The sequence below is a fragment of the Streptomyces sp. DvalAA-14 genome (assembly GCF_900091855.1).
Classification (GTDB): Bacteria; Actinomycetota; Actinomycetes; order Streptomycetales; family Streptomycetaceae; genus Actinacidiphila.
In genome coordinates this window covers 1-21,938 of record NZ_FMCH01000456.1, presented here as the reverse complement: position 1 = coordinate 21,938, position 21,938 = coordinate 1, and the positions used below count along the sequence as shown (strand labels likewise).

The 21,938-nt window shown below is 73.2% G+C and carries 15 protein-coding genes and 1 pseudogene; 7 read left to right on the top strand and 9 right to left on the bottom strand.

Annotation, left to right across the window (positions count from 1 at the left end; genetic code table 11):
- Positions 1 to 137 precede the first annotated feature (137 nt).
- Both purH and purN read right to left on the bottom strand, forming a co-directional pair.
- Positions 138 to 1,796, bottom strand: a complete 1,659-nt coding sequence (gene purH, locus GA0115240_RS24130; protein ID WP_093739572.1) for a bifunctional phosphoribosylaminoimidazolecarboxamide formyltransferase/IMP cyclohydrolase — start codon at positions 1,794 to 1,796, stop codon at positions 138 to 140.
- Positions 1,793 to 2,416, bottom strand: a complete 624-nt coding sequence (gene purN, locus GA0115240_RS24125; protein ID WP_256069953.1) for a phosphoribosylglycinamide formyltransferase — start codon at positions 2,414 to 2,416, stop codon at positions 1,793 to 1,795. The genes purH and purN overlap by 4 nt, the downstream gene beginning before the upstream one ends.
- Positions 2,417 to 2,774: 358 nt before the next feature.
- On the opposite strand from purN, the gene GA0115240_RS37165 reads away from it, so the two are divergent.
- Both GA0115240_RS37165 and GA0115240_RS24115 read left to right on the top strand, forming a co-directional pair.
- Positions 2,775 to 3,731 carry a hypothetical protein gene (locus GA0115240_RS37165; protein WP_107407204.1) on the top strand — a complete coding sequence of 319 codons (957 nt, stop codon included), beginning with the start codon at positions 2,775 to 2,777 and terminating at the stop codon, positions 3,729 to 3,731.
- Between the two features lie 101 nt (positions 3,732 to 3,832).
- On the top strand, positions 3,833 to 4,633 hold the full coding sequence (locus GA0115240_RS24115) for a hypothetical protein (protein ID WP_093739566.1): 801 nt from the start codon (positions 3,833 to 3,835) through the stop codon (positions 4,631 to 4,633).
- Between the two features lie 148 nt (positions 4,634 to 4,781).
- Here GA0115240_RS24115 and GA0115240_RS24110 read toward each other — a convergent pair whose 3' ends face one another.
- Positions 4,782 to 6,185, bottom strand: a complete 1,404-nt coding sequence (locus GA0115240_RS24110) for a cell division protein PerM (RefSeq protein WP_093739564.1) — start codon at positions 6,183 to 6,185, stop codon at positions 4,782 to 4,784.
- A gap of 200 nt (positions 6,186 to 6,385) precedes the next feature.
- Between GA0115240_RS24110 and GA0115240_RS24105 the strand changes: the two genes are divergently transcribed.
- Positions 6,386 to 7,615 (top strand): sigma factor-like helix-turn-helix DNA-binding protein, encoded by a 1,230-nt coding sequence (locus GA0115240_RS24105; protein ID WP_141708949.1) that lies wholly within the window; start codon positions 6,386 to 6,388, stop codon positions 7,613 to 7,615.
- 63 nt (positions 7,616 to 7,678) lie between these two features.
- On the opposite strand, the gene sucD is transcribed toward GA0115240_RS24105, so the two are convergent.
- The 5 genes from sucD to GA0115240_RS24080 form a co-directional block, all read right to left on the bottom strand.
- Positions 7,679 to 8,563: a succinate--CoA ligase subunit alpha gene (gene sucD / locus GA0115240_RS24100; RefSeq protein ID WP_093739560.1), complete on the bottom strand. Its 885-nt coding sequence runs from the start codon at positions 8,561 to 8,563 to the stop codon at positions 7,679 to 7,681.
- Between the two features lie 22 nt (positions 8,564 to 8,585).
- Positions 8,586 to 9,758, bottom strand: coding sequence for an ADP-forming succinate--CoA ligase subunit beta (gene sucC, locus GA0115240_RS24095; protein ID WP_093739558.1), 1,173 nt, complete (start codon positions 9,756 to 9,758; stop codon positions 8,586 to 8,588).
- A gap of 310 nt (positions 9,759 to 10,068) precedes the next feature.
- Positions 10,069 to 11,352, bottom strand: coding sequence for a VWA domain-containing protein (locus tag GA0115240_RS24090; RefSeq protein ID WP_237555156.1), 1,284 nt, complete (start codon positions 11,350 to 11,352; stop codon positions 10,069 to 10,071).
- 67 nt (positions 11,353 to 11,419) lie between these two features.
- A complete protein-coding gene (locus GA0115240_RS24085) occupies positions 11,420 to 14,011 on the bottom strand; it encodes a DUF5682 family protein (RefSeq protein ID WP_237555155.1) in 2,592 nt (863 codons plus the stop codon).
- Entirely contained in the window at positions 14,008 to 15,138 is a 1,131-nt protein-coding gene (locus GA0115240_RS24080; RefSeq protein ID WP_093739556.1) for an ATP-binding protein, read from the bottom strand. The genes GA0115240_RS24085 and GA0115240_RS24080 overlap by 4 nt, the downstream gene beginning before the upstream one ends.
- 140 nt (positions 15,139 to 15,278) lie before the next feature.
- Between GA0115240_RS24080 and GA0115240_RS24075 the strand changes: the two genes are divergently transcribed.
- Together GA0115240_RS24075 and GA0115240_RS24070 are read left to right on the top strand one after the other, a co-directional pair.
- Complete coding sequence (locus tag GA0115240_RS24075; RefSeq protein ID WP_093739554.1) at positions 15,279 to 16,616, top strand: SWIM zinc finger family protein; 1,338 nt, start codon at positions 15,279 to 15,281, stop codon at positions 16,614 to 16,616.
- Positions 16,617 to 16,740: 124 nt separating this feature from the next.
- A pseudogene (locus GA0115240_RS24070) lies at positions 16,741 to 18,451 on the top strand (DUF5691 domain-containing protein).
- Positions 18,452 to 18,483: 32 nt separating this feature from the next.
- Here GA0115240_RS24070 and GA0115240_RS24065 read toward each other — a convergent pair.
- Positions 18,484 to 18,894 (bottom strand): cobalamin B12-binding domain-containing protein, encoded by a 411-nt coding sequence (locus GA0115240_RS24065; RefSeq protein ID WP_093739552.1) that lies wholly within the window; start codon positions 18,892 to 18,894, stop codon positions 18,484 to 18,486.
- Between the two features lie 457 nt (positions 18,895 to 19,351).
- Between GA0115240_RS24065 and GA0115240_RS24060 the strand changes: the two genes are divergently transcribed.
- Together GA0115240_RS24060 and GA0115240_RS37160 are read left to right on the top strand one after the other, a co-directional pair.
- Positions 19,352 to 20,242 carry a lipase family alpha/beta hydrolase gene (locus GA0115240_RS24060; protein ID WP_237555158.1) on the top strand — a complete coding sequence of 297 codons (891 nt, stop codon included), beginning with the start codon at positions 19,352 to 19,354 and terminating at the stop codon, positions 20,240 to 20,242.
- A gap of 139 nt (positions 20,243 to 20,381) precedes the next feature.
- Complete coding sequence (locus tag GA0115240_RS37160) at positions 20,382 to 21,905, top strand: M23 family metallopeptidase (protein WP_176725159.1); 1,524 nt, start codon at positions 20,382 to 20,384, stop codon at positions 21,903 to 21,905.
- The last annotated feature ends 33 nt before the right edge of the window (positions 21,906 to 21,938 follow it).

Here is a 21,938-nt window from a genome sequence, read left to right as displayed (position 1 = left end):
GGGCGCGAGGAACTGCGCGACCAGCCCACCACACGCCGCACCAGCCCACCCACGCCAAGGGGGCCCGCCCGCAGGGGCGCAGGCTCGTCCCGGGCCGGGCCGGGCCCGGGATATGGGAACCCCGAGCGGGATGCGGGTCAGTGGAAGAAGTGCCGCGTCCCCGTGAAATACATCGTGACCCCCGCCTGCTCCGCCGCCTCGATGACCGCCTCGTCGCGGATGGATCCGCCCGGCTGGGCCACCGCCCGGATGCCGGCCGCCGTCAGGACCTCCAACCCGTCCGGGAAGGGGAAGAACGCGTCGGAGGCCGCGTAGGACCCCGCCGCCCGCTCCGCGCCGGCCCGCTCGACGGCGAGCTTCGCCGAGTCCACCCGGTTGACCTGGCCCATGCCGACCCCGACCGTCGCCCCGTCCTTCGCCAGCAGGATCGCGTTGGACTTCACGGCGCGGCAGGCCCGCCACGCGAAGGCGAGCTCCGCCAGCTCCGCCGCCGGCAGCGCCGCACCGGTGGCGAGCGTCCAGTTCGCCGGATCGTCGCCCTCGGCCTGGAGGCGGTCCTTCACCTGGACCAGCGCGCCCCCCTCGATCGGGCGGTATTCCGTGGTGGCGGCCGGCCCGCTCGCGCAGCGCAGCACGCGGATGTTCTTCTTGCGGGCGAGCACCTCGACGGCGCCGTCCTCGTAGTCCGGTGCGACGATCACCTCGGTGAAGATCTCCGCGACCTGCTCGGCCATCGCCACCGACACCGGCCGGTTCACCGCGATCACACCGCCGAACGCGGACAGCGGGTCGCAGGCGTGTGCCTTGCGGTGCGCCGCCGCGACGTCCGCGCCGACCGCGATCCCGCACGGGTTGGCGTGCTTGATGATCGCCACGCAGATCCCGTCGTGGTCGTACGCCGCCCGGCGCGCGGCCTCGGTGTCCACGTAGTTGTTGTAGGACATCTCCTTGCCGTGCAGCTGCTCCGCGCCGGCCAGGCCCAGCCCGCTGCCGTCGGTGTAGAGCGCGGCGCCCTGGTGCGGGTTCTCGCCGTAGCGCAGGGTGTTCTGCCGCTGGTACGTCACCCCGGTGAAGTCGGGGAAGCCGCTGTCGCCGTCCGCCGCGTAGCCGTCGGCGAACCAGGAGGCCACCGCCACGTCGTAGGCCGCGGTGTGCTGGAACGCCTCGGCGGCCAGCCGCTTGCGGGTCCGCAGGTCGAAGCCGCCGGCCGCGACGGCGGCCAGCACGTCCGCGTACCGGTCCGGGCTGGTGACGACCGCGACCGAGGGGTGGTTCTTAGCGGCGGCGCGCACCATCGAGGGGCCGCCGATGTCGATCTGCTCCACGCACTCGTCGTCGCTCGCGCCGGAGGCGACCGTCTCGCGGAAGGGGTAGAGATTCACCACGACCAGCTCGAACGGCTCGATGCCGAGGTCCGCCAGCTGCCGCCGGTGGTCGTCCAGCCGCTGGTCGGCGAGGATGCCCGCGTGCACCCGGGGGTGCAGCGTCTTGACCCGGCCGTCGAGGCACTCCGGGAAGCCGGTCAGCTCCTCGACCTTGGTGACGGGCAGCCCGGCGGCGGCGATCCGGCCGGCCGTGCTGCCGGTGGACACCAGCTCCACGCCCGCGTCGTGCAGCCCGCGGGCCAGCTCCTCCAGGCCCGTCTTGTCGAAGACGCTGACCAGCGCGCGGCGAATGGGCCGCCTGCTGTCGGGTCCCCCCGGTCCGCCCGGTCCCGATCCCCCCGGTCCGTCCGGCCCGTTCGACCCGTCTGACCCGCTCGAACCATTCGACCCGTTGGTGACGTCGGCGCTCATGCCGGAACCCGTACCTTTCGTCCTTCGATGCGGTAGCCGTCGCGTGACAGCCGCCCTACTACGTCGACGAGCAGCCGACGCTCGACTTCCTTGATGCGCTCGTGGAGCGCTTCCTCCGTGTCGTCCGGCAGGACGTCGACCACGCCCTGTGCGATGACCGGGCCGGTGTCGACGCCGTCGTCGACGAAGTGGACGGTGCAGCCGGTGACCTTGGCGCCGTACGCGAGGGCGTCGCGCACCCCGTGCGCTCCCGGGAAGCTCGGCAGCAGCGCGGGGTGCGTATTGATGAACCGTCCCCCGAATCCGGCCAGGAATGCGCTGCCGACAATCTTCATATAACCGGCCGAGACCACCAGATCGGGTGCGTACCGGGCGGTGGCCTCGGCGAGAGCCCGGTCCCAGGCGGCGCGGTCCGGGTAGTCCTTGACCTTCACCACGAAGGTGGGCAGGCCGGCCCGCTCGGCCCGTTCGAGCCCGGCGATGCCGTCGCGGTCGGCGCCGACCGCGACGATCCGCGCGCCGTAGGAGGGGTCGGCGTCGATGGCGTCGAGCAGCGCCTGCAGATTCGTGCCGGAACCGGAGACGAGGACGACGAGGCGGGCGGGGGTGCGGGCAGCCACGGGCGGAGGCTCTCTCAGGTCTCTGACCCGGTCGGTCTCGGCCTGGCCGGGGTCCGACTGGATCTGGCTCGGTGGTCTCGGCGCCATCTGCGGCGCGTTCTCTTGGCGGGCGTACTGGTGTCCCGACCGCTTTCGGAGGATCGTACGAGGCAGGGACCGCTCGGATTCCGGGGAACCCTACGAGGTCGCCGACCGTCAGCAACGATACCGGCACACCGGACGGCCCCCGCGGGACGGGGGAGCGCGCGGGCGGTAGCGTCTGCCGGGAGACGGGTGGCGCGTGCAACCGTCCTGCGGGTCGCGAGACCATGGAACACAGGCGACAGCCGGATACATCAGAGGAGTCGAGCCCAAGGGGATGGCGCATCACATCATGAGCAGCGGCCGTAATCACATCGTGCTGCGCGCGCCCGAGGGCGATCAGCGGGACAACCCGTTCGCGCCGCCGCCCGAGGGGGCACCGGACCGCCCGTGGCAGCCGCGCGGGCCGGAGGACACCGGTTCGGCGCCCGGCGGCCACCAGAGCGGCCAGGGCGGCGACGGCGGCCAGCCGGGGGGCAAGGGCGGTCACGACGGCCACGCGGGCGACCAGGGCCAGGGCCAGGGCCGAGGTCAGGGCCAAGGAGACGGCCAGGGCGGTCATGACGGTCATGACGGTCACAGCCGCGACGGCCACAGCGGCCACGACCACAGCCCGGGCCCATGGGCGCACGGCGGACCCCCGGACCGGGGTACGCCGCCGCCTCCGCCGGCCTGGGGCAGCCAGTGGAGCAGCAAGCAGCCGCAGTCCGGGCGCCCCGACCCGTTCGCCCGGCGCCCCGAGGGCGGCCCGACCGGCCCCCAGGGCAGGGGGCCGAAATTCGACCCCACCGACCCGGCGCACCGCAGGTCCCGTTACGCCCTGATGCTCGGCTTCTGGGGCCTGATCGCCGGATTCGCCGGCTGGACCACGCTCGCGCTGCTGCTCGGCGCGCTCGCCCTCTACTGGGGGATCAGTTCGCTGCGGATGTCCCCGGAGGACCGCGCCAAAGCCCGCGCGGCGGCGGCTTCCGCGCTGGCCGACGCCGCCCAGTCCGCCCGCCCGGCGCCGCCGGCCCCGGGTCCCGACGCCCAGCGGTCCTTCCTGACCTCGGCGTGGACCGGAATCGTCGCCAGCAGCATCACGCTGGTGATCGTCGCCGCCACCTTCGGCTTCCAGTTGGCCTATCGCGACTACTACACCTGCCGGTCGGACGCGCTGACCTCACCGGCCGCGCACGCCTGCCAGAAGCTGCTGCCGGGCCCCTTCCGGAGCATGCCGACCTTCCGCGACTGAGCCGGAGCGGCGCCCTGCCCCGGTTGCGGGCCGCTCCGGCCCGGCTTTGACTCGTGACTGCACACGGTGTGCACGCGGTCACTGCCGGAAGGAGCCACGCCATGCTGTCGGTGCGCAGTTTGTTCTTGGAGATCCTGGAGAACGACGAGTCCTTCGCGCTCTTCTGCTCGATCGCGGCCAGCGGCGAGGCGCAGGGCGGCTGGGAGAACGGCCGGATCTCGAAGCTGGTGCCGGCCTCGCAGCAGGAGATGGCGCCGAAGATCGCCCGCCACGGGGCGGACGAGGAGAAGCACGGGCGCATCTTCCTGGCGCTGATGCGCAAGCGCGGGCTGAAGACGGTGCCGGTGCCGCCCGACACGGACTACACGATGCTGCTGGAGGCGGCCGGGATCGGGCTCACGCACGCCCGGCTGCGGCAGGACCAGGCGCTCAGCGAGCACGACATCGTCACGTACCTGTCGCACAGCAGGGTGACCGAGCAGCGGGCGTCGGAGCAGATGCGGCTGCTGCTGAAGCACTTCGGTGACCACACCGAGCTGGGCCGCGCGGTGCGGGCGATCTCCCGCGACGAGGACAACCACCTGGCCTACTGCCACGAGGAACTCCTCCGGCTGGCCAGGTCCGGCCACGGCCGCACCATCCAGCGCATTCTCCGCGAGTGCGCGATGGCGGAGATCCGCACCTACCGCGAGGTCAGCCTGGCGGTGATGGCCCACATGGGCCGCATCCTGCGGTGGTCCCCGCTCAAGGCCGCCACATTGCGCGCGGGGATCCACGCGACCTACGCCTACGAACGCGCGGGCGGCTGGCGCCGCATGACCTCCCTCACCCTCCCCACCGACAACCTCAACGCCCTGGGCGACCCCACCCCGCCCCCCGCGGTAACCCCCGCAACCCCCTGATCCCGGAAACGGGCACCCCGGTGGCGCAGGCCAACCCCCAAGGGGCCCGGGGAACTGCGCGCCCAACCACCCACCACCCGCACCCCGCAACGCAGCGAACCCCCACGGCGAAGCCGGAAAAGGGCACCCCGGCGGCGCCCAGCCGCCGCTATTCCGGTGGGGCCAGCGGGGTCGGCGGCCCGGCGAGCAGGTCCGGCAGTAGGGGGTCGGGCGCCGGGGCCGGCCCCGGGAGCGGAGGCGGCGGCGGCAGGGATGCCGGGCCGGTCGCCGCAGGCGGCTTCGTGCGGAGGGCCCCGCCCCACCGGCGGAGGAAGGCCACCGGAAAGCCGACCGCCACCGTCCAGCCCAGCGCGGCCAGCGCGGTGAGGTACCAGGCCGGACCGAACGCAGCGAGCCGGGCGCGGCCGAGCGACCCACCGGACCAGGCGGCAAGGGTGGCCAGAAGGATGCCGAGCAGCACAGCCGTACCGGCGACAACCCGGGCCGTACGGCCGGCGCCCCCGCCCCGACGGCCGATCCAACACCCGGCGGTACCCGCCGCCACCAACGGCAGCGCCAACGCCGCCCGCTCGACCCATCCCCCCGCGCCCTCCGCCGGCAGCGCCGCCAGCAGCGGGAAACGCGGCAGCAGCCCGTACCCGTAGGCCCCGGCCGGCCCCACCGTGCTGCCCGCGCCGACCGTGAAGCCGAAGCCGAGCGCGTAACTCGCCGACCACACCGCGAGGTTCGGCACGAGCGCCAGCGCGAGGAGCAGCACCACGATCCGTCCCGTGTAGGGCCCGCCGGTCTGTGTGTAGGACGGTCCGGCGGAATCCGCGTGCCAGACCAGCGACGCCCCGCCGAGCAGCGCCCCGCCGCCGACGAGGATGCCCGCCGCGATCCCGGCGGCCCGCAGGGCGATGCCCGCCTCCTCGACGTAACCCCGCATCCCGTACGGAATCCGTGCCCACCCGGCGAGTGCGGGCCACCCGCAGCCCGACCAGGCCCCGCAGCCGGCCGCGCCCATCGCGAAGAGCGGCACGTACAGCGTGGTCACGGCATCGACGTGGATCGGCCCGCCCGTCGAGAAGGCGACCGCGAGCAGCACCACCGAGAGGTATCCGGCGAGCAGCCAGCCGGCCACGACCGCGGCCTCGGTCCAGCTCTTCGTCCGGTCGGGTCCCGGCTCGTCCGCCGGGGAGACCGCGGAGGCCGTCCCCCGGAAGATGAGCCAGGCCGGCAGGGCACTGAGCAGCAGCGGCGTCAGGGCGATCGGCGCCGGGGAGCCGGAGAGCGTGTCGGTCCGGACGAGTTCGGCTCCCTGCGCGAGCAGCCACAACCCGGCACCGATGTGCAGCGCACCGCCGAAGCCGCTCTCGGAGCCTGGGGAGGCGATCCACAGCACCAGGACGATGGCGGTGAGCACACCGAGCCCGAGCGCGGCGGCGGCCGCCCCGACGGCTGCGGCGGACAGCCGGACGGCGACCGGGCGGGCCGGTGCGGACGCGCCCTGGGCGGGGAGTGCCGGAACGGCGGGAGCCGGGAACGGGGTGGGGTCGGTGCTAGGCGTCACGACGCCCCATGGTGCCAAGAACACCCCTTTAGCTCCCGCAGCGGGCGAAAGGTCGTCGTGTCGCCCAATATGTGCGCTATGTGTGTTCTTTTCGGACCATCGGATCTTCGGCGGTACGAGGCCCGCCAGCCGGCTCCTGCGAAGGCCGTGAGGGCCATGAGGGCTGTGGAGGCCGTGAGGGCGGCTGCGGGGGCCGCCCGATGAGCGCACGGAAGAAGGCCGGCAAAGCGGCCGGGCGGCCCGGCCGGCGCCTCTGGCGGACCCCGGCGCGAACAGCGGGTGCCCGGCGTACCCACCCGCGTACCCGGGAGCAGCCCGCCCCGCCCCGCCAGGCCACTCCCCGGCAGCCGTCCGCCGGGCCCGAGCAGGTACCCCCGCAGGCCGAGCCACCGGTGCCCGCCACCCGCTCAGCGGCTCGGGGTCGGCCCGGCTCCCGCTCGACCCCGCACCCCCACACTCCGGAAGCCGCTTTCGATGCTCTCTACCTCCACACCGCCGGCGCCCTGCTGCGGCAGATCGAGGTACTCACCGGCGACCCGTCGTTCGCCCCCCACGCGGTGGCCCACGCCTTCGACCAGGCATGGCAGCGCTGGCCCGAAGTGGCCCGCGACAGCGACCCGGTGGGGTGGGTGCGGGCGGCGGCGCACGCCTACGCGCTCGCGCCCTGGCAGCGCTGGACACCGGGCCCCCACCCGGAGCCCCGATCCCCTCAGGACCCGCTGGCGGCGGCGCTGCTGGAACTGCCGGCCGCCCATCGCAGGGTGCTGCTGCTGCACGACGGCCTGGGGCTCGGCCTGCCGCGGGCGGCGGCCGAAGTCGAGGCGAGCAGCCACGCGGCGGCCGCCCGGCTCGCCCGCGCGCGGGAGGCGCTGACCGAGGCCGTACCGGCGCTGGACGACCTGCCGGCCCGGCTCGGCCGGCTTCTCCAGCCGGACGACAGCCGCCCGGAGTTCCCGGAGTTCCCGCACCTTCCAGCACCGTCGGAGTCCGGAGCACCCGGAGCGGCGTCGGGATCGGCCTCGGCCTCTGCGCTGGAATTGGGGCCGGAAGCGGGGCTGGGACAGGCGCCGGAACCGGAACCGGAACCGGGACCGCATCCGGACCCGGACCCGGACCCGGCCGACCTCCCCGCCGCCCTCCGCAGCGCCAGCGAACGCACCGCGCGGCGCCGTACCGTCGGCGCCTTCCTGCTGACCGGCCTGATCGCGACCCTGACCACCGTGACCATCGCGCTCAGCCCGTCCCACGGCACCCATCCGCAGCGCTTCCACCCCGACGTACCGGCCGCCTCGAAGCCGATCCGGGACCGCGGGCCGGAAGGGAGTCGGCCACCGCCCGCTCCCGTTCCCCCCGGGGCGCCCGGCGCCGGACAGCGCAGCGGGCCCGCACCCCACCGAGGGGGAACGGGCCCGCGTACGTCGAAGCGTTGAGCGTCACCGGGGCCGCCAAGTCCCGTACGGGCCCAAGCAGCCGGTGACCGACCTCGGGGGGCGTCAGCCCGCGAGGATCGCCCGGGCGAGGCGCGCTGTCTCGGACGGCGTCTTGCCGACCTTGACGCCCGCGGCCTCCAGGGCCTCCTTCTTGGCCTGCGCGGTGCCGGAGGAGCCGGAGACGATGGCGCCGGCGTGGCCCATGGTCTTGCCCTCGGGCGCGGTGAAGCCCGCCACGTAGCCGACGACCGGCTTCGTCACGTTCTTCTCGATGAACGCCGCGGCGCGCTCCTCGGCGTCGCCGCCGATCTCACCGATCATCACGATCAGGTCGGTGTCGGGGTCCGCCTCGAACGCGGCCAGCGCGTCGATGTGCGTGGTGCCGATGATCGGGTCGCCGCCGATGCCGACCGCGGTGGAGAAGCCGAGGTCCCGCAGCTCGTACATCATCTGGTACGTCAGCGTGCCGGACTTCGAGACCAGGCCGATACGGCCGGGCTGGGTGATGTCGCCGGGGATGATGCCCGCGTTGGACTGGCCGGGGGTGATCAGGCCGGGGCAGTTCGGGCCGATGATCCGGGTCTTGTTGCCCTTGGCCTGGGCGAGGGCCCAGAACGCGGCGGTGTCGTGGACGGCGACGCCCTCGGTGATGACGACGGCGAGCGGGATCTCGGCCTCGATGGCCTCGACCACCGCGTCCTTGGTGAACTTCTCCGGGACGAAGATCACGGTCACGTCCGCGCCGGTGGCCTCAACGGCCTCCTTGACGCTGCCGAAGACCGGGACGTCGCCCTGCTCGAAGGTGACCGTGGTGCCCGCCTTGCGCGGGTTGACACCGCCGACGATGTTGGTGCCGTCGGCGAGCATCAGCGTGGTGTGCTTCATGCCGGTGGCGCCGGTCATGCCCTGGACGATGACCTTGCTGTCCTTGGTCAGGAAGATAGCCATGGTTGTCTTCTGTCCTCGTCCCTTACTTCGCAGCCAGCTCGGCGGCCTTGTCGGCCGCGCCGTCCATGGTGTCCACGCGCTGCACCAGCGGGTGGTTGGCGTCGGACAGGATCTTGCGACCCAGCTCCGCGTTGTTGCCGTCCAACCGGACGACCAGCGGCTTGGTGACGTCCTCGCCGCGGGAGGTGAGCAGCTCCAGCGCCTGCACAATGCCGTTGGCCACCTCGTCGCAGGCGGTGATGCCGCCGAAGACGTTGACGAACACGGACTTGACGTCCGGGTCGCCGAGGATGATCTCCAGACCGTTGGCCATGACCTCGGCGGAGGCGCCGCCACCGATGTCCAGGAAGTTGGCGGGCTTGACCCCGCCGTAGCTCTCGCCGGCGTAGGCGACGACGTCCAGGGTGCTCATCACCAGGCCGGCGCCGTTGCCGATGATGCCGACCTCGCCGTCGAGCTTGACGTAGTTGAGGCCCTTGGCCTTGGCCTTCGCCTCCAGCGGGTTGGCGGCGGCCTTGTCCTCCAGCGCCTCGTGCTCGGGCTGACGGAAGGCGGCGTTCTCGTCCAGCGACACCTTGCCGTCGAGCGCGACGATCTTGCCGTCACCGGTCTTGACCAGCGGGTTGACCTCGACCAGCAGGGCGTCTTCCTTGACGAAGACGGTCCACAGCTGCTGCAGCACCGCCGCGACCTGGTCGGCGATGTCGGCCGGGAACTTCGCCGCGGCGACGATCTCGGCGGCCTTCTCCGCGGTCACGCCCGCCAGCGAGTCGACCGCCACCTTGGCCAGCGCGTTGGGGTTCTCCTCGGCGACGATCTCGATCTCCACGCCGCCCTCGACCGAGGCCATGGCCAGGAAGGTGCGATTCGTGCGGTCGAGCAGGAAGGAGACGTAGTACTCCTCCTTGATGTCCGCGGTCTCGGCGAGCATCACCTTGTGGACCGTGTGGCCCTTGATGTCCATGCCGAGGATGGCGTCGGCCTTGGCCACCGCGTCAGCCGGGTCGGCGGCCAGCTTCACACCGCCGGCCTTGCCGCGGCCACCCACCTTGACCTGCGCCTTGACGACCGCACGGCCGCCGAGTCGCTCCGCCACGGCGCGCGCCGCCTCAGGCGTGTCGATGACTTCACCGGCCAGCACCGGTACACCGTGCTTGGCGAAGAGGTCCCTCGCCTGGTACTCGAACAGGTCCACGCGCGTCCGTCTCCCTTTTCCCTGGATTTCCCGAGGATTCAGCTGTGCGCAGGCCGCTGCCGCCAGAAGTTGTACAGCGCCGCCTGCATGATCTGCCTGATCTGCCTGATGCCTGATCTGCCTGGGCGTGCCGCTACGGGCAGGGCGACTGCACTGTCACAAGGGAAGCGCACACGGTGACCGAGTACGCGGCATGTCCGCATTGCAGGTTATCGCCGAGCGCGGTGGGGGCCTAAATCGCAGGTCGCTTGTGGGCGGTGAGAACGGTCACAGCCGGTCGCCGCGCCCGCCGCTCTCCACCCATCGCCCGTCACTTGTCCGGTATCGGCAGCGGACGCTTCTCGATGGCGGCCGCCATCACATCGGGGAAGAGGTCGGGGGTACAGGCGAAGGCGGGCGCGTCGAGCGCGGCCAGCGCGGCCGCGTGTTCCCGGTCGTAGGCCGGCGCGCCCTCGTCGGACAGGGCCAGCAGGGCGACGAACTGCACGCCGGACGCCTTCATCGCGGCCACCCGCTTGAGCATCTCGGCTCGGATCCCGCCCTCGTAGAGATCGCTGATCAGCACGACCACGGTGTCCGCGGGGCGGGTGATCAGGGACTGGCAGTAGGCCAGCGCCCGGTTGATGTCCGTGCCGCCGCCGAGCTGGGTGCCGAAGAGCACGTCCACCGGGTCGTCCAGCTGTTCGGTGAGGTCCACCACGGCGGTGTCGAAGACCACCAGCTTGGTGGCGATGGACCGCATCGAGGCCAGGACGGCGCCGAACACCGAGGCGTACACGACCGAGGCGGCCATCGAACCCGACTGGTCGATGCACAGCACGACATCCTTCTTCACCGCCCGGTCCGCCCGGCCGTAGCCGATCAGCCGCTCGGGGACGATGGTGCCGTGCTCGGGCAGATAGTGCTTGAGATTGGCGTGAATGGTGCGGTCCCAGTCGATGTCGCGGTGCCGGGGGCGGTTGACCTTCGCCGACCGGTCCAGGGCGCCGGTCAAGGTGGCCCTGGTCCTGGTGGCGAGCCGCTTCTCCAGGTCGTCCACCACCTTGCGGACCACGGCCCGGGCGGTCTCCTTGGTGGTCTCGGGCATCGCCTTGTTCAGCGACAGCAGGGTGCCGACGAGGTGGACATCGGCCTCGACCGCCTCCAGCATCTCCGGCTCCAGCAGCAGCGCGGACAGGCCCAGCCGGTCGATGGCGTCGCGCTGCATCACCTGGACGACGGAGCTGGGGAAGTACGTCCTGATGTCGCCCAGCCAGCGCGCTACTTGGGGCGCCGAGCCGCCGAGGCCGGCCGAACGGTCCGCGCTCCGGCCGCCGCTGCCCGCCCGCCCGCCGTAGAGCGCGGTGAGGGTGCGGTCCATCGCCGCGTCGCGGCCGGCGAGTTCACAGCCGGTGCCGTCGGCCTGGCCGCCGCCGAGCACCAGACGCCAGCGGCGCAGTCGTTCGTCGGCCGCGTCCGATGCGGCAGGTGACGCGGCAGCTGGAGCGGTGGCCGGTGCGGCGGCTGATGCGGCGGCGGAGGCAGCGGCGGACGCGGCGGACGCGGCCGAAGGTACGGGTGATGCGGTGGCGGCGGTCGGCGCGGTGTCAGGCATGGTGCTCCCCCGGTCAGTCGGGTCAGTCGGGTCGGTCGGGTCGGTCGGGTCGGTCGGGTCGGTCAGATCAGATCTGGTCAGGTCTGGGGGTCTGGCCAGCGTCGGTCGCCAAGGCCAGGTCGGTGGTCGTGGTGGTGCCCAACAGCAGCCGAACGGTGTGCAGGGCGGCTTCCGCGCGCGCCTCATCGAGGCCGGCGCCGAAACCGGGCATGCCCTCCTCGGAGCTGATCTCCCGACGCCGGGCCGCCGTCGGGCCGCGCCGCACCAGCTCGCCGACCGAGCGCCGCACTCCGGGCTCGAATTCCGCGAATGTCCGCCGCAGCAAGGGCAGTACATCCGTGAACCCCTCCCCCGACACTCGGGCCAACCAGCCGTCCACCAGTCCGAGCAGCCGTTCGTCGTGGACCAGCAGCATTCCGCCGCCCGCCAGGAAGCCCTCCACCCAGCCGGCCGCCTCCACCGGTCCAGTGCCCGGTGACAGGGCCAGCCCCATCAACCGGGCGGCCTCTTCCGCCGCGAGCCGGCCCTCGTCCATCAGCAAGCGGGCAGCGGCGCCCCGGAGCAGGCCGGGTATCGCCCCGTCCCGCTCGGCGAGCGTCCGCAGCATCCCGGCCCACCGCTCCCGCAGATCGTTCGGCGCCGCCGGCCGCTCGGCCTTCGGCTCCCGGTCCGAGCCCGGCGCCGAATCCGAATCCGCGTCCGGTGCCGGATCCAATGCCTGATCCGATGCCGGGTCCGGCAGCAGGCCGACGGCCCGGTGGACGGCGTCCAGATGCAGTCGCAGCGCCGCCGCTCCGTCGGTGTCCAGGCCGACGCAGGCGGAAGGGAAGCCGACGCAGATCCTTCGGGCCAGGCCATCGGCGACCTTGCCGAGGGCCGCCGAGTCGGTGCCCCGCACATCGCCGTAGCGAACCGCGCGGACCAGCGCGGGAAGAGCGGCGGCCAGGTGGGCCACGTCGGCGTCGAGGGCGGCGCGGTCGGCGAGCACCCGCATCACGGTGGGCAGCGCTGCTGACAATCCGGCCAGCAGGCACCGGTCGGCAACCGCGGTGACATCGGCCAGGGCCGGCGCGTGCTCGGCCGAGTCCTCGGCGCGGGCGATCGCCGCCGCCTCCACGGTGGTGCCCCAGATACCGGCCTCGGCGACCCGTATCGCCGACTCCGGCTCCCAGCGCAGCCGCCAGGTCTCCCGGAAGGTGCCCTTGCCCTCCCGGCCCGCGGCCGGATCACCCCACTCGATGCCGAGCAGCCGCAACCGGTGCAGCAGCCTGCTGCGGCCGGCGTCGAGGTCCTTGCGCAGGTCGAGCTCCAACTCGCGCTCCAGCGCCTCCGGCTTCAGCCGCAACCGGCGCTGCTCACGGGCCAAGTCACGGGCGAGCGGGACCGCCGGCGCGTCCGGTGGGACCTCGCCGAGCACATCCCCCACCACGAGCCGGTCCCTGATCAGCGCGAGCGGCACGTCCGAGCCGTCGCACATCACCGCTCTGATCGCGTCGGTGGTCTCGCCCAGGCCGGCCAGCGGACGGCCGCGCATCGCGGCGAGGGTGTCGGCAAGCCGTACCGCCTCTATGACGTGGGCCGACGACACCGGGTAGTCCTCCTCCCGGAGCAGCCGGGCGACCTCGGTCATCCAGCGGGCGACCGGACGGTCCCGCGCCGCGAACAAGTGCCGGTACCAGCCGGGTGAATCGATGCCCGCCCCGTAACCACTTGCTCGCGCGAGCCGACGGTGGGTCCACGGCACCCATGTCGTCTCCACCTTGGCCTTGGGCAGTCCCTTCAGCAGCTGCCGGTCGGCGGCGGCGGTCGTCTTCACCGCCAGCGCCGGCACATGCCAGGCTCCGCACACCACCGCCGTCCTGGCGTACGCCCGCCGCGCCTCCCGCACCCGCAACCGCATGTGGGCCTCCCGGAGGGGATCTTGCGCGTGCCCGCCGTCCCCGTAGGTCTCCCGGATGGCCGCCATCGCCTCGGCGAGTGCCGCGAAGGGGGCCAGCGCGTCCCGCTCCTCGCCGTGGCCGCGGTGCTCGACCGCGTCCTCCCACCAGCGCTCCGGGTCGTCGTATCCGGCGCTCCGGGCGAGTACGGCCAGCGGATCGATCCGCACAGCGGCGGGCGCGGGCGCCTGCGGTCCGACTGCCTGACCCGGGTCCGGGTCCGGGGCGGCCCCCTGGTCAGCGGCCGGATCAGCGTCGGCGTCGGCGTCGGGAGACCCTTCGGGCCCGGCGGCCTCCTCCTCTTCCGTGGCCGCGCGCAGGGCGAGCGTGTGTGCGGCCGGCAGGTCGATGAACCGGACCTCCACGCCCGCCTTGGCCGCCCACCGCATCGCCACCCACTCCGGCGAGAACTCCGCGAACGGCCAGAATCCCGCCCGGGACGGCTCGTCCACCACATGGGCCAGCAGCGCCACCGGGGGACGCATCGCGGGGTCGGCGGCCAGCGAAGCCAGCGCGTCGGCCTCCAGCGGCCCCTCTATCAGCACGACCTCCGGCTGGTAGGCGTCCAGCGCGGCGCGCACCGCCCGCGCCGACCCGGGTCCGTGGTGCCGCACCCCGAGCAGCACCACATCTTCCGCGGCGGCCGGCCGCGCTCCGGGCGCGGCCGCCTCCGGAGCGCCACCGCCCGGCGCGGAGCCGGCGACCTGTGTGGGCGTGCTCATGCCGACACCTCACGGCAGGCGCGGTAGAAGTCCTTCCAGCCGTCCCGCTCGCGGACGACCGTCTCCAGGTACTCCTGCCAGATGAGGCGGTCCGCGGCCGGGTCCCGGACGACGGCGCCGAGGATACCGGCGGCGACATCGCTCGCCCGCAGCACACCGTCGCCGAAGTGGGCCGCCAGTGCGAGGCCGTTGGTGACGACCGAGATCGCCTCCGCGGTGGAGAGCGTCCCGGACGGGGATTTGAGCTTGGTGCGGCCGTCCTCGGTGGTGCCGGAGCGCAGTTCGCGGAAGACGGTGACCACCCGGCGGATCTCGTCGGCCCCGCGGGGAGCGGCGGGAAGGTCGAGGCCGCGGCCGAGCTGGTCGACGCGGCGGGAGACGATCTCCACCTCGTCCTCGGCGTTGGCGGGCAACGGCAGCACCACCGTATTGAAGCGGCGGCGCAGCGCGCTGGACAGGTCATTGACCCCGCGGTCGCGGTCGTTGGCAGTGGCGATCAGGTTGAAGCCGCGCACCGCCTGGGTCTCGGTGCCCAATTCCGGTATCGGCAAGGTCTTCTCGGACAGGATGGTGATCAGCGAGTCCTGGACGTCGGCGGGGATGCGGGTCAGCTCCTCCACGCGCGCGATCCGCCCCTCTTCCATCGCCCGCATCAGCGGGCTGTGCACCAGCGCCGCCCGGCTCGGCCCGTTGGTGAGCAACTGCGCGTAATTCCAGCCGTAGCGAATGGCTTCCTCCGGCGTACCGGCGGTGCCCTGCACCAGCAGGGTGGAGTCGCCGCTGATCGCCGCGGCCAGGTGCTCGGAGACCCAGGTCTTCGCGGTGCCGGGCACGCCGAGCAGGAGCAAAGCGCGGTCGGTGGCCAGCGTGGTGACCGCGACTTCGACGATGCGGCGCGGGCCGACGTACTTCGGGCTGATCACCGTGCCGTCGGACAGGGTGCCGCCGAGCAGATAAGTCGCCACCGCCCACGGCGACATGTTCCAGCGGGCCGGGCGCGGCCGGTCGTCCGCGGCGGCGAGCGCGGCGAGCTCGTCCGCGAAGGCGTCCTCGGCGTGCGGCCGCAGCGCCTGCTCGGTCGCCGCGACCGGTGCGAACCCGGCCGCGGCACTCGTCGTTTCGATCATGGCTCTTCCCCCACTCGCATACCCGGACCCCTTCGGTCCGTGCTGTTCTCCACCATGCACCCCACCACTGACAATCGGTCACCGAGAGCTATTTGTGCAGGTCAGGGCAATTGTCAGTGGTGGGTTCTACCTTCGATGACATGGAGACGGAAGCACGGTGGACAGCGGATCAGGTGCTCGCGCTGGCGCCTGACGCCGCATCACGCAAAGCGGGCGCGCGGCTCGCCACGCCCGCGCCGTGGAGCGGCACGGGCGTGGCCGGGAGCGCGGTGTGGGGGTTGTGCGCGGGCAGCGGCAGCAAGCCCTACCAGACGGCGGTCGAGGTGAGCGGGCCGGCGTTTCGGTGCAGCTGCCCGAGCCGCAAGTTCCCCTGCAAGCACGCGCTGGCGCTCCTGCTGCTCTGGGCGGAGGGCGAGGCGGGGCCGGTCACCGCCGCGGCCGAGCCGGACTGGGTGGAACAGTGGACGGCGGCGCGGCGGAAGAAGACACAGGAGGTGCAGGAGGCGGCGCCCCGGGCCGCCGGGCCCGCCGACCCCGACGGGGCCAAGCGGCGCGCCGACCGCCGGGCGGTGCGGGTGGAAGGCGGCGCGGCCGAGTTGGAGCAGCGGCTGACAGATCTTTTGCGCGGCGGCCTGGCGGGGGCGGACCGCGGCAGCTATCAGCAGTGGGACGAGATCGCGGCGCGCATGGTGGACGCGCAGGCGCCCGGGCTCGCCACGCGGGTGCGGGAATTGGGGTCGGTGGCGGCGACCGGGGGTGACTGGCCGTCGCGCATGCTGGAAGAGACGGCACTGCTGCACCTGCTGGCTCGCGGCTTCCTCGCCCGGGAGGGGCTGCCGGGACCGCTCGCGGAGACCGTACGCAGCCGAATCGGCTTCACCGTCGACTCCGCCGAACTGCTGTCGGGGCCCACCGTGCGAGGTCAGTGGCAGGTCCTGGCGCAGTACGACTCGGCTGACGAGCGGCTCACCACCCGCCGGATCTGGCTTCACGACGAGGCGGTCGGCCGGTTCGCCCTGCTGCTGTCCTTCGGCGCGGCGGGCCGGGCACCCGAGCTCACCTTGCCGGTCGGTTCCGTGCTCGACGCGGAGTTGGCCTACCACCCGTCGGCGCTCCCGCTCCGCGCAGTGCTCGGTCCGCATCAGCTCGCGCCGGCCCTCCCCCGCTCAGCCCCGGCCGGCACCGCCGTCGCCGACGCGCTGGCCTCGTTCGGCGCCGCTCTCGCCGACGACCCCTGGCTCGACGCCTGGCCGGTGCTGCTCGCCGAGGCTGTCCCCATCCCCGGCCCGGATCGCTGGCAGCTCGCCGATGCCTCGACACCGGATGCCGTCCCCGTCGCCACCGCGTCCTCTTCTCTCTGGCGCCTCGCGGCTGTCTCGGGCGGCCACCCCGTGACGGTCTTCGGTGAGCTCACCCCGACGGGCCTGCGCCCGCTCGCCGCCTGGCCCTGTGATGCCTCCGAGCCGATACCTCTCTGAAGCCGGTCCGAAGCGGGTCCGAAGGCGGTCTGAAGCCGGCCGTCATCCGCCCATGAGGCGGGGGCCGGTGCCCCGTCAGCACCGAACAGCAGGCAACCGCACCACACACGAGGGGGAACGCAGAATGGACAGCACGTGGGACGACCTGGTGGGAAGCGCCCTGCTCGGGACCGAGCGGCGGCGCCCCACCGGTCTGGTCGGGGACGCGGAGGAGGCCGCCGCGGGCTTGCTGGACGCCGCCGCGGGCGGAGTGGTCCGGCGCCGGGCCGGAGTGCGGCCCGCCGTGGCCGGGGAGCGGCCGGCCGTCGCACCGGCCGATCGGCGACCGCAGTTGCCGGGGCCGGCCCGGCACCGGCTGGGGACGTTGCTGGCGGACCGGATTGGGGACGGGGGCCGGGGGCGCCGGGGGGGCCGCACCGAATCTGGCCGAGTTGTTGCCCCAGTGGTTGGGCGTCGCGCGAAGTGAGGGGTACGGAGCGCCGCCCGCACTGCTGCCCGCGCTGCTGGACGCGGCCAGGGCCCGGACGGATCTGCGGGCGGACGCGCTGGCACTGGCCGGGCCACGGGGGTTGTGGCTGGCCGGGCTGAATCCGGACTGGAAATTCGCGCTGCGGGCCGGGCACACGGGTGCGGGCGGCGGAACGCAGGACGCGCAGGAGGCGCGGCGGATCTGGGAGGAGGGGCTGTTCGCCGAGCGGGTCGCCCTGCTGACCCGGTCGCGCCTGGCCGACCCGGCCGCGGCGCTGGAACTGCTCGCGTCCACCTGGCGGAGCGAGCGTGCCGAGGACCGGCTGATGTTCCTGGACTCGCTGCGGACGGGACTGTCGGCGCGGGACGAGCCGTTCCTGGAGGAGGCGCTGTCCGACCGCAGCCGCAATGTGCGGGCGACGGCCGCCGAGTTGCTCTCCGCACTGCCCGCTTCCGCGCTGGCCGGGCGGATGGCGGCCCGGGCTCGCAGTTGCGTGTCCATGGGCGCCGGCGGCATCGCGGTGGAGGCGCCGTACGAGTGCGACGCGGCGATGGAGCGGGACGGGGTGGCTCCCACACCGCCGAACGGCAGGGGTGAGCGCGCCTGGTGGCTGGGCCAGTTGGTGGACGCGACACCGCTGTCGACCTGGCCGGCGCGGCTGGGCGGCCGCAGCCCGGAGCAGATCGTCGCCCTGCCGGTGCTGGACGACTGGCAGCCGGATCTGCACGCGGCCTGGTGCCGGGCCGCAGTGCGGCAGCGGGATGCCGACTGGGCGCGGGCGTTGCTCGGCCCGCCACCCGCGGCGGCCGCTCCGATCGCGGCGGTCGGCGACCCGGCGAAGCTGCTGTCGATCCTGCCCGCCGAGGAACGAGCGGTCTGGGTCGCGGACTTCATCGGGGCGCACGGGCTGTCGGAGGCGTTCCAGATGCTGGGGGTGTGTGCGGTGCCCTGGGCGCCCCCGCTGGGCCGGGCGGTGGTGGACGCGCTGGAGATCGCGCGCTACGCGGGGAGCTATCCGTGGAGTTTCAGCGGAGTGATGGGCCTGGCCGAGCGCTGCCTGGATCCGGCCGCCGCCGAGCAGGTCGCGGTGCTCACCGCCGCGGCGGAGGAGCCGCCGGACGGCTCGCCGGGGGCGACGGTGTACTGGTCGGAGGCGTTCCAGCGACTGACCGGCACCCTGCGGCTACGGGCGGTGATGCTGGCCGAGCTGCGCCCGCACCTTCAGTCCGGCCCCCGCTCGGGCCCGGACGTCGCGGCGTCCGGACCGCTGTCGGCCCCGCTTGCCGAACGGAACCAGGGCCCGGATCCGGAACCTAGCCCCGGCCCGGACCTGGGCGCGGGCCGGTCCGGGGGAGGCACGCCGTGACAGGACCCCCGGAGGCGAAAAGGGGGGCGGGCTCAGGCCGCGTCCTGGTGGACGTTCGCGTTGACCCACTCCACCACGGCGCCGGTCGTGGTGCCCGGGGTGAAGATCGCGGCGACGCCGAGCGCCTTGAGTGGCGGGATGTCCGCCTCGGGGATGATCCCGCCGCCGAAGACGAGGATGTCCAGCGCGTCGCGCTCCTTGAGCAGCTCCAGCACCTTGGCGAAGAGGGTCATGTGCGCGCCGGAGAGGATGGACAGGCCGATGGCGTCGGCGTCCTCCTGGATCGCGGTGTCGACGACCTGCTCGGGCGTCTGGTGCAGGCCGGTGTAGATGACCTCCATACCGGCGTCCCGCAGCGCCCGGGCGATCACCTTGGCCCCGCGGTCGTGGCCGTCGAGACCCGGTTTGGCCACCACCACCCGAATGGGTCCGGACACTCCCATGACTGCCTCCATGCGTACGGCTCGCGGGTCGGGTACGGGGGGCTGTGGCGCCGGGCGCCCTACCGCAGTGTGAACGAACGTTATCGCTCGCGCCCGACCGCCGACAGTTTTACCGTTGCCGGGGAGGGGGAAATCACACAGAGAGAGTTCGGACAGACCGGACCCTCCGGGCTCGCGCGGGTGCGAAGCCGCCGGGGGCGGCCGGATGGGACCGGATGGGACCGAGAGCTTCCTCGGGAGCCGCGAGGACATCGCGTTCGCCCGCCCGCAGTTTCCGGGCAGGCCGGCGGTATCGGCAGCGGCTTCCCCCGAAGGCACCGAGGGGTCGACGAAGACCCGGCGGGGCCGCGACGGGAGGTGGGCGATGGCTGCCCAATCGTCGGATGCCGAGCCGGACGAGGAGCCCGGCGGCGACAGCCGGTGGCACCACGGAGCCGGTCTGGTCCGGGTCACAGCCATGGACCTCGCCGTCCTCGCACGGCACATGCTGCTGTACCCGACCGGCATCCTCCCCGAGCGCGCCCCCGACCCGGGCGTGCCCGCGCCGGCCGGGGAGGACCCCGAGGGAGAGACGGACCCGGAGACCGCGCGGGACCTACCCGGGGATCCGGGGAAAAGCACCCGGGAGCCCGCCGACATCGCAGCGGCGAAGCCGGGCAGGACTGCCGCCGCGGGAGAGGGTGGACCCAAGCCCGCGGTTCCGCCGGCCGGCGAGGGGCGGGCGCAGCCCCCGGTGCTGCTCCTGCACGGCTTCGTGGACAACCGGTCCGCCTTCGGGATGCTGCGCAGGTCGCTGCTGGCCAACGGCTGGAGCTGGGTCCAGGCGCTGAACTACTCACCGCTGACCACCGACATCCGCGCCGCCGCGGAAACCCTCGGCACGCACGTCGAACAGATCTGCGAGCAGTCGGGCAAGCGCCGGGTCGACATCGTGGCGCACAGCCTCGGGGGCCTTGTCGCCCGCTACTACGTGCAGCGGCTGGGCGGTGACGCACGGGTCCGGACCCTCGTCACGCTGGGTACGCCGCACTCCGGGACCAGGGCGGTGCCGGCGCTGAGCCCCCACCCGCTGGCGCGGCAGATGCGCCCCGGCTCGGAGGTGCTGACGGAGCTGGCCGAACCCGCCCATGGATGCCGGACGCGATTCGTGGCCTTCTGGAGCGATCTCGACCAGGTGATGATCCCGGCGGAGGCGGCGCGGCTGGACCATCCGGATCTACGGGCCGAGAACATCAAGGTGAGCGGTATCGGACATTTGTCCCTACCGGTGCACGGTGCGGTCGCGGCGGAAATACGCCACGCACTGTGCGGACAGGGCCCGCTGCCGGGCGCGTTGGACGCTGCCTAACAGATTCATAACGGTCGAATATCGACCGAACACCGGGCAAGCCGGGCACCAGGTTTGCGCCGGAGATTGTCGCCGCCGGGTAACGACGGCTACAGTCGCCGCTAATTCTCCTGCTGTCGAGGCGAAAGAGAAGCAAGCGGTGACCGAAAGTCCCCCGTCGGGATACACCCCCGACTACGACGCTTACGGGTACGACGCTTATTCCACGGGCGCCTACCAGACCGTCGCCACCGCCTTCGCCGATGACGCGACCGGCACCTACGGGTACATCCCGCAGCAGGCGCAGCAGTACGAGACCTACGACCCGAACCAGCAGCAGGCCCCGACTCCGCCCCAGCAGCAGACCTACGGGTACGAGACCGGATACGGCTACTCGGGTTATGACAGCGCCGGTTACGACCAGACGGGCACCTACGCCGCCTACGACCTGTACGCGTACGGCGAGACCACGGCGGCCACGGCTGCCGCTCCGGGCGGTGCGGGCACCTACTACGACACGGGCACGTACGACACCAGCGCTCTGTGGCAGAACGGGCAGCCGGCGCAGCAGCAGGGGACCCAGGGTCAAAGCCAGGCCCAGCAGCAGACCCCGTACGCCCAGGCCGATTGGGACTCGGGGGCCTACCCGACCTACGGATACGGGTACGGATACGGCTACGACTCCAGCGGCGACACCGGGATCTACGAGCAGGTGCGGCCGGTCGGCCAGCCCGCGTACGAGCCGGAGCGCGGGGCCCAGCCGGGTTCGGAAGCCGCGGCCGCGGACGCGGTGGTCGATGGCGCGGATGCCGGCGGGCAACTCGTCGACGACCTGGAGATGTTCACCGCCGAGTTCGCCGCGGTCGGCGACACCGAGCCCGAGCGGCACGACTACGCCGCCGACGGCGAGGGCTACGGGCCGGACGGTTACGGCGACGGCGAGCCGGTGGCCCGCAGCCGGCGCCGCAAGCCCGCGAAGCGCTCCGCGCTGCTGACCGTGGCGGTGCCGTCGGTCGCGGTGATGGGCGTGGCCGCGGTCGGGGCGGCGGCGGTGGCCGGGGTCGGCATGGCCCAGGACGCGCCCAAGGCGCAGGCGGACGGGCAGAAGGCGGGGACGGCGAACGCCCCCACCACCCAGTTGGACCGGCAGCTCGCCGGGGTGAGCCGGGACGCGAGCGACTTCGCGGAGCGCGCGAGCCGCAGCCAGGAGCGCATCGACCTGAAGGACCGCCAGGAGGCGGCGAAGCGGGCCGCCCAGGCGGCGGCCGCCCGCAAAGAGGCGCTGCGGCCGAAGTTCCTGCTGCCGGTGACGCAGAAGGGGCTGAGCGCGTACTTCGGGCAGGCGGGCGTCAACTGGATGGCGCTGCACACCGGGATCGACTTCCCGGTGCAGGTCGGCACCCCGGTGATGGCGGCCACCGACGGCACGGTCCGCACGCAGTGGAACAGCTCCTACGGCAACATGGCCATAGTCACCGCGCCGGACGGCACGGAGACGTGGTACTGCCACCTGAGCAGCACGAAGATCCGGTCCGGGAAGGTGAAGGCGGGCGACGTCATCGCCTACTCGGGCAACACGGGCAACACCACGGGTCCGCACCTGCACTTCGAGGTGCGGCCGAACGGGGGCGCGCCGATCGATCCGCTGCCGTGGTTGCTGGCGCACGGGCTGGATCCTCGCTGAGCCCTGCCGGGGGCTGAGCCGGGTCCGCCCGGG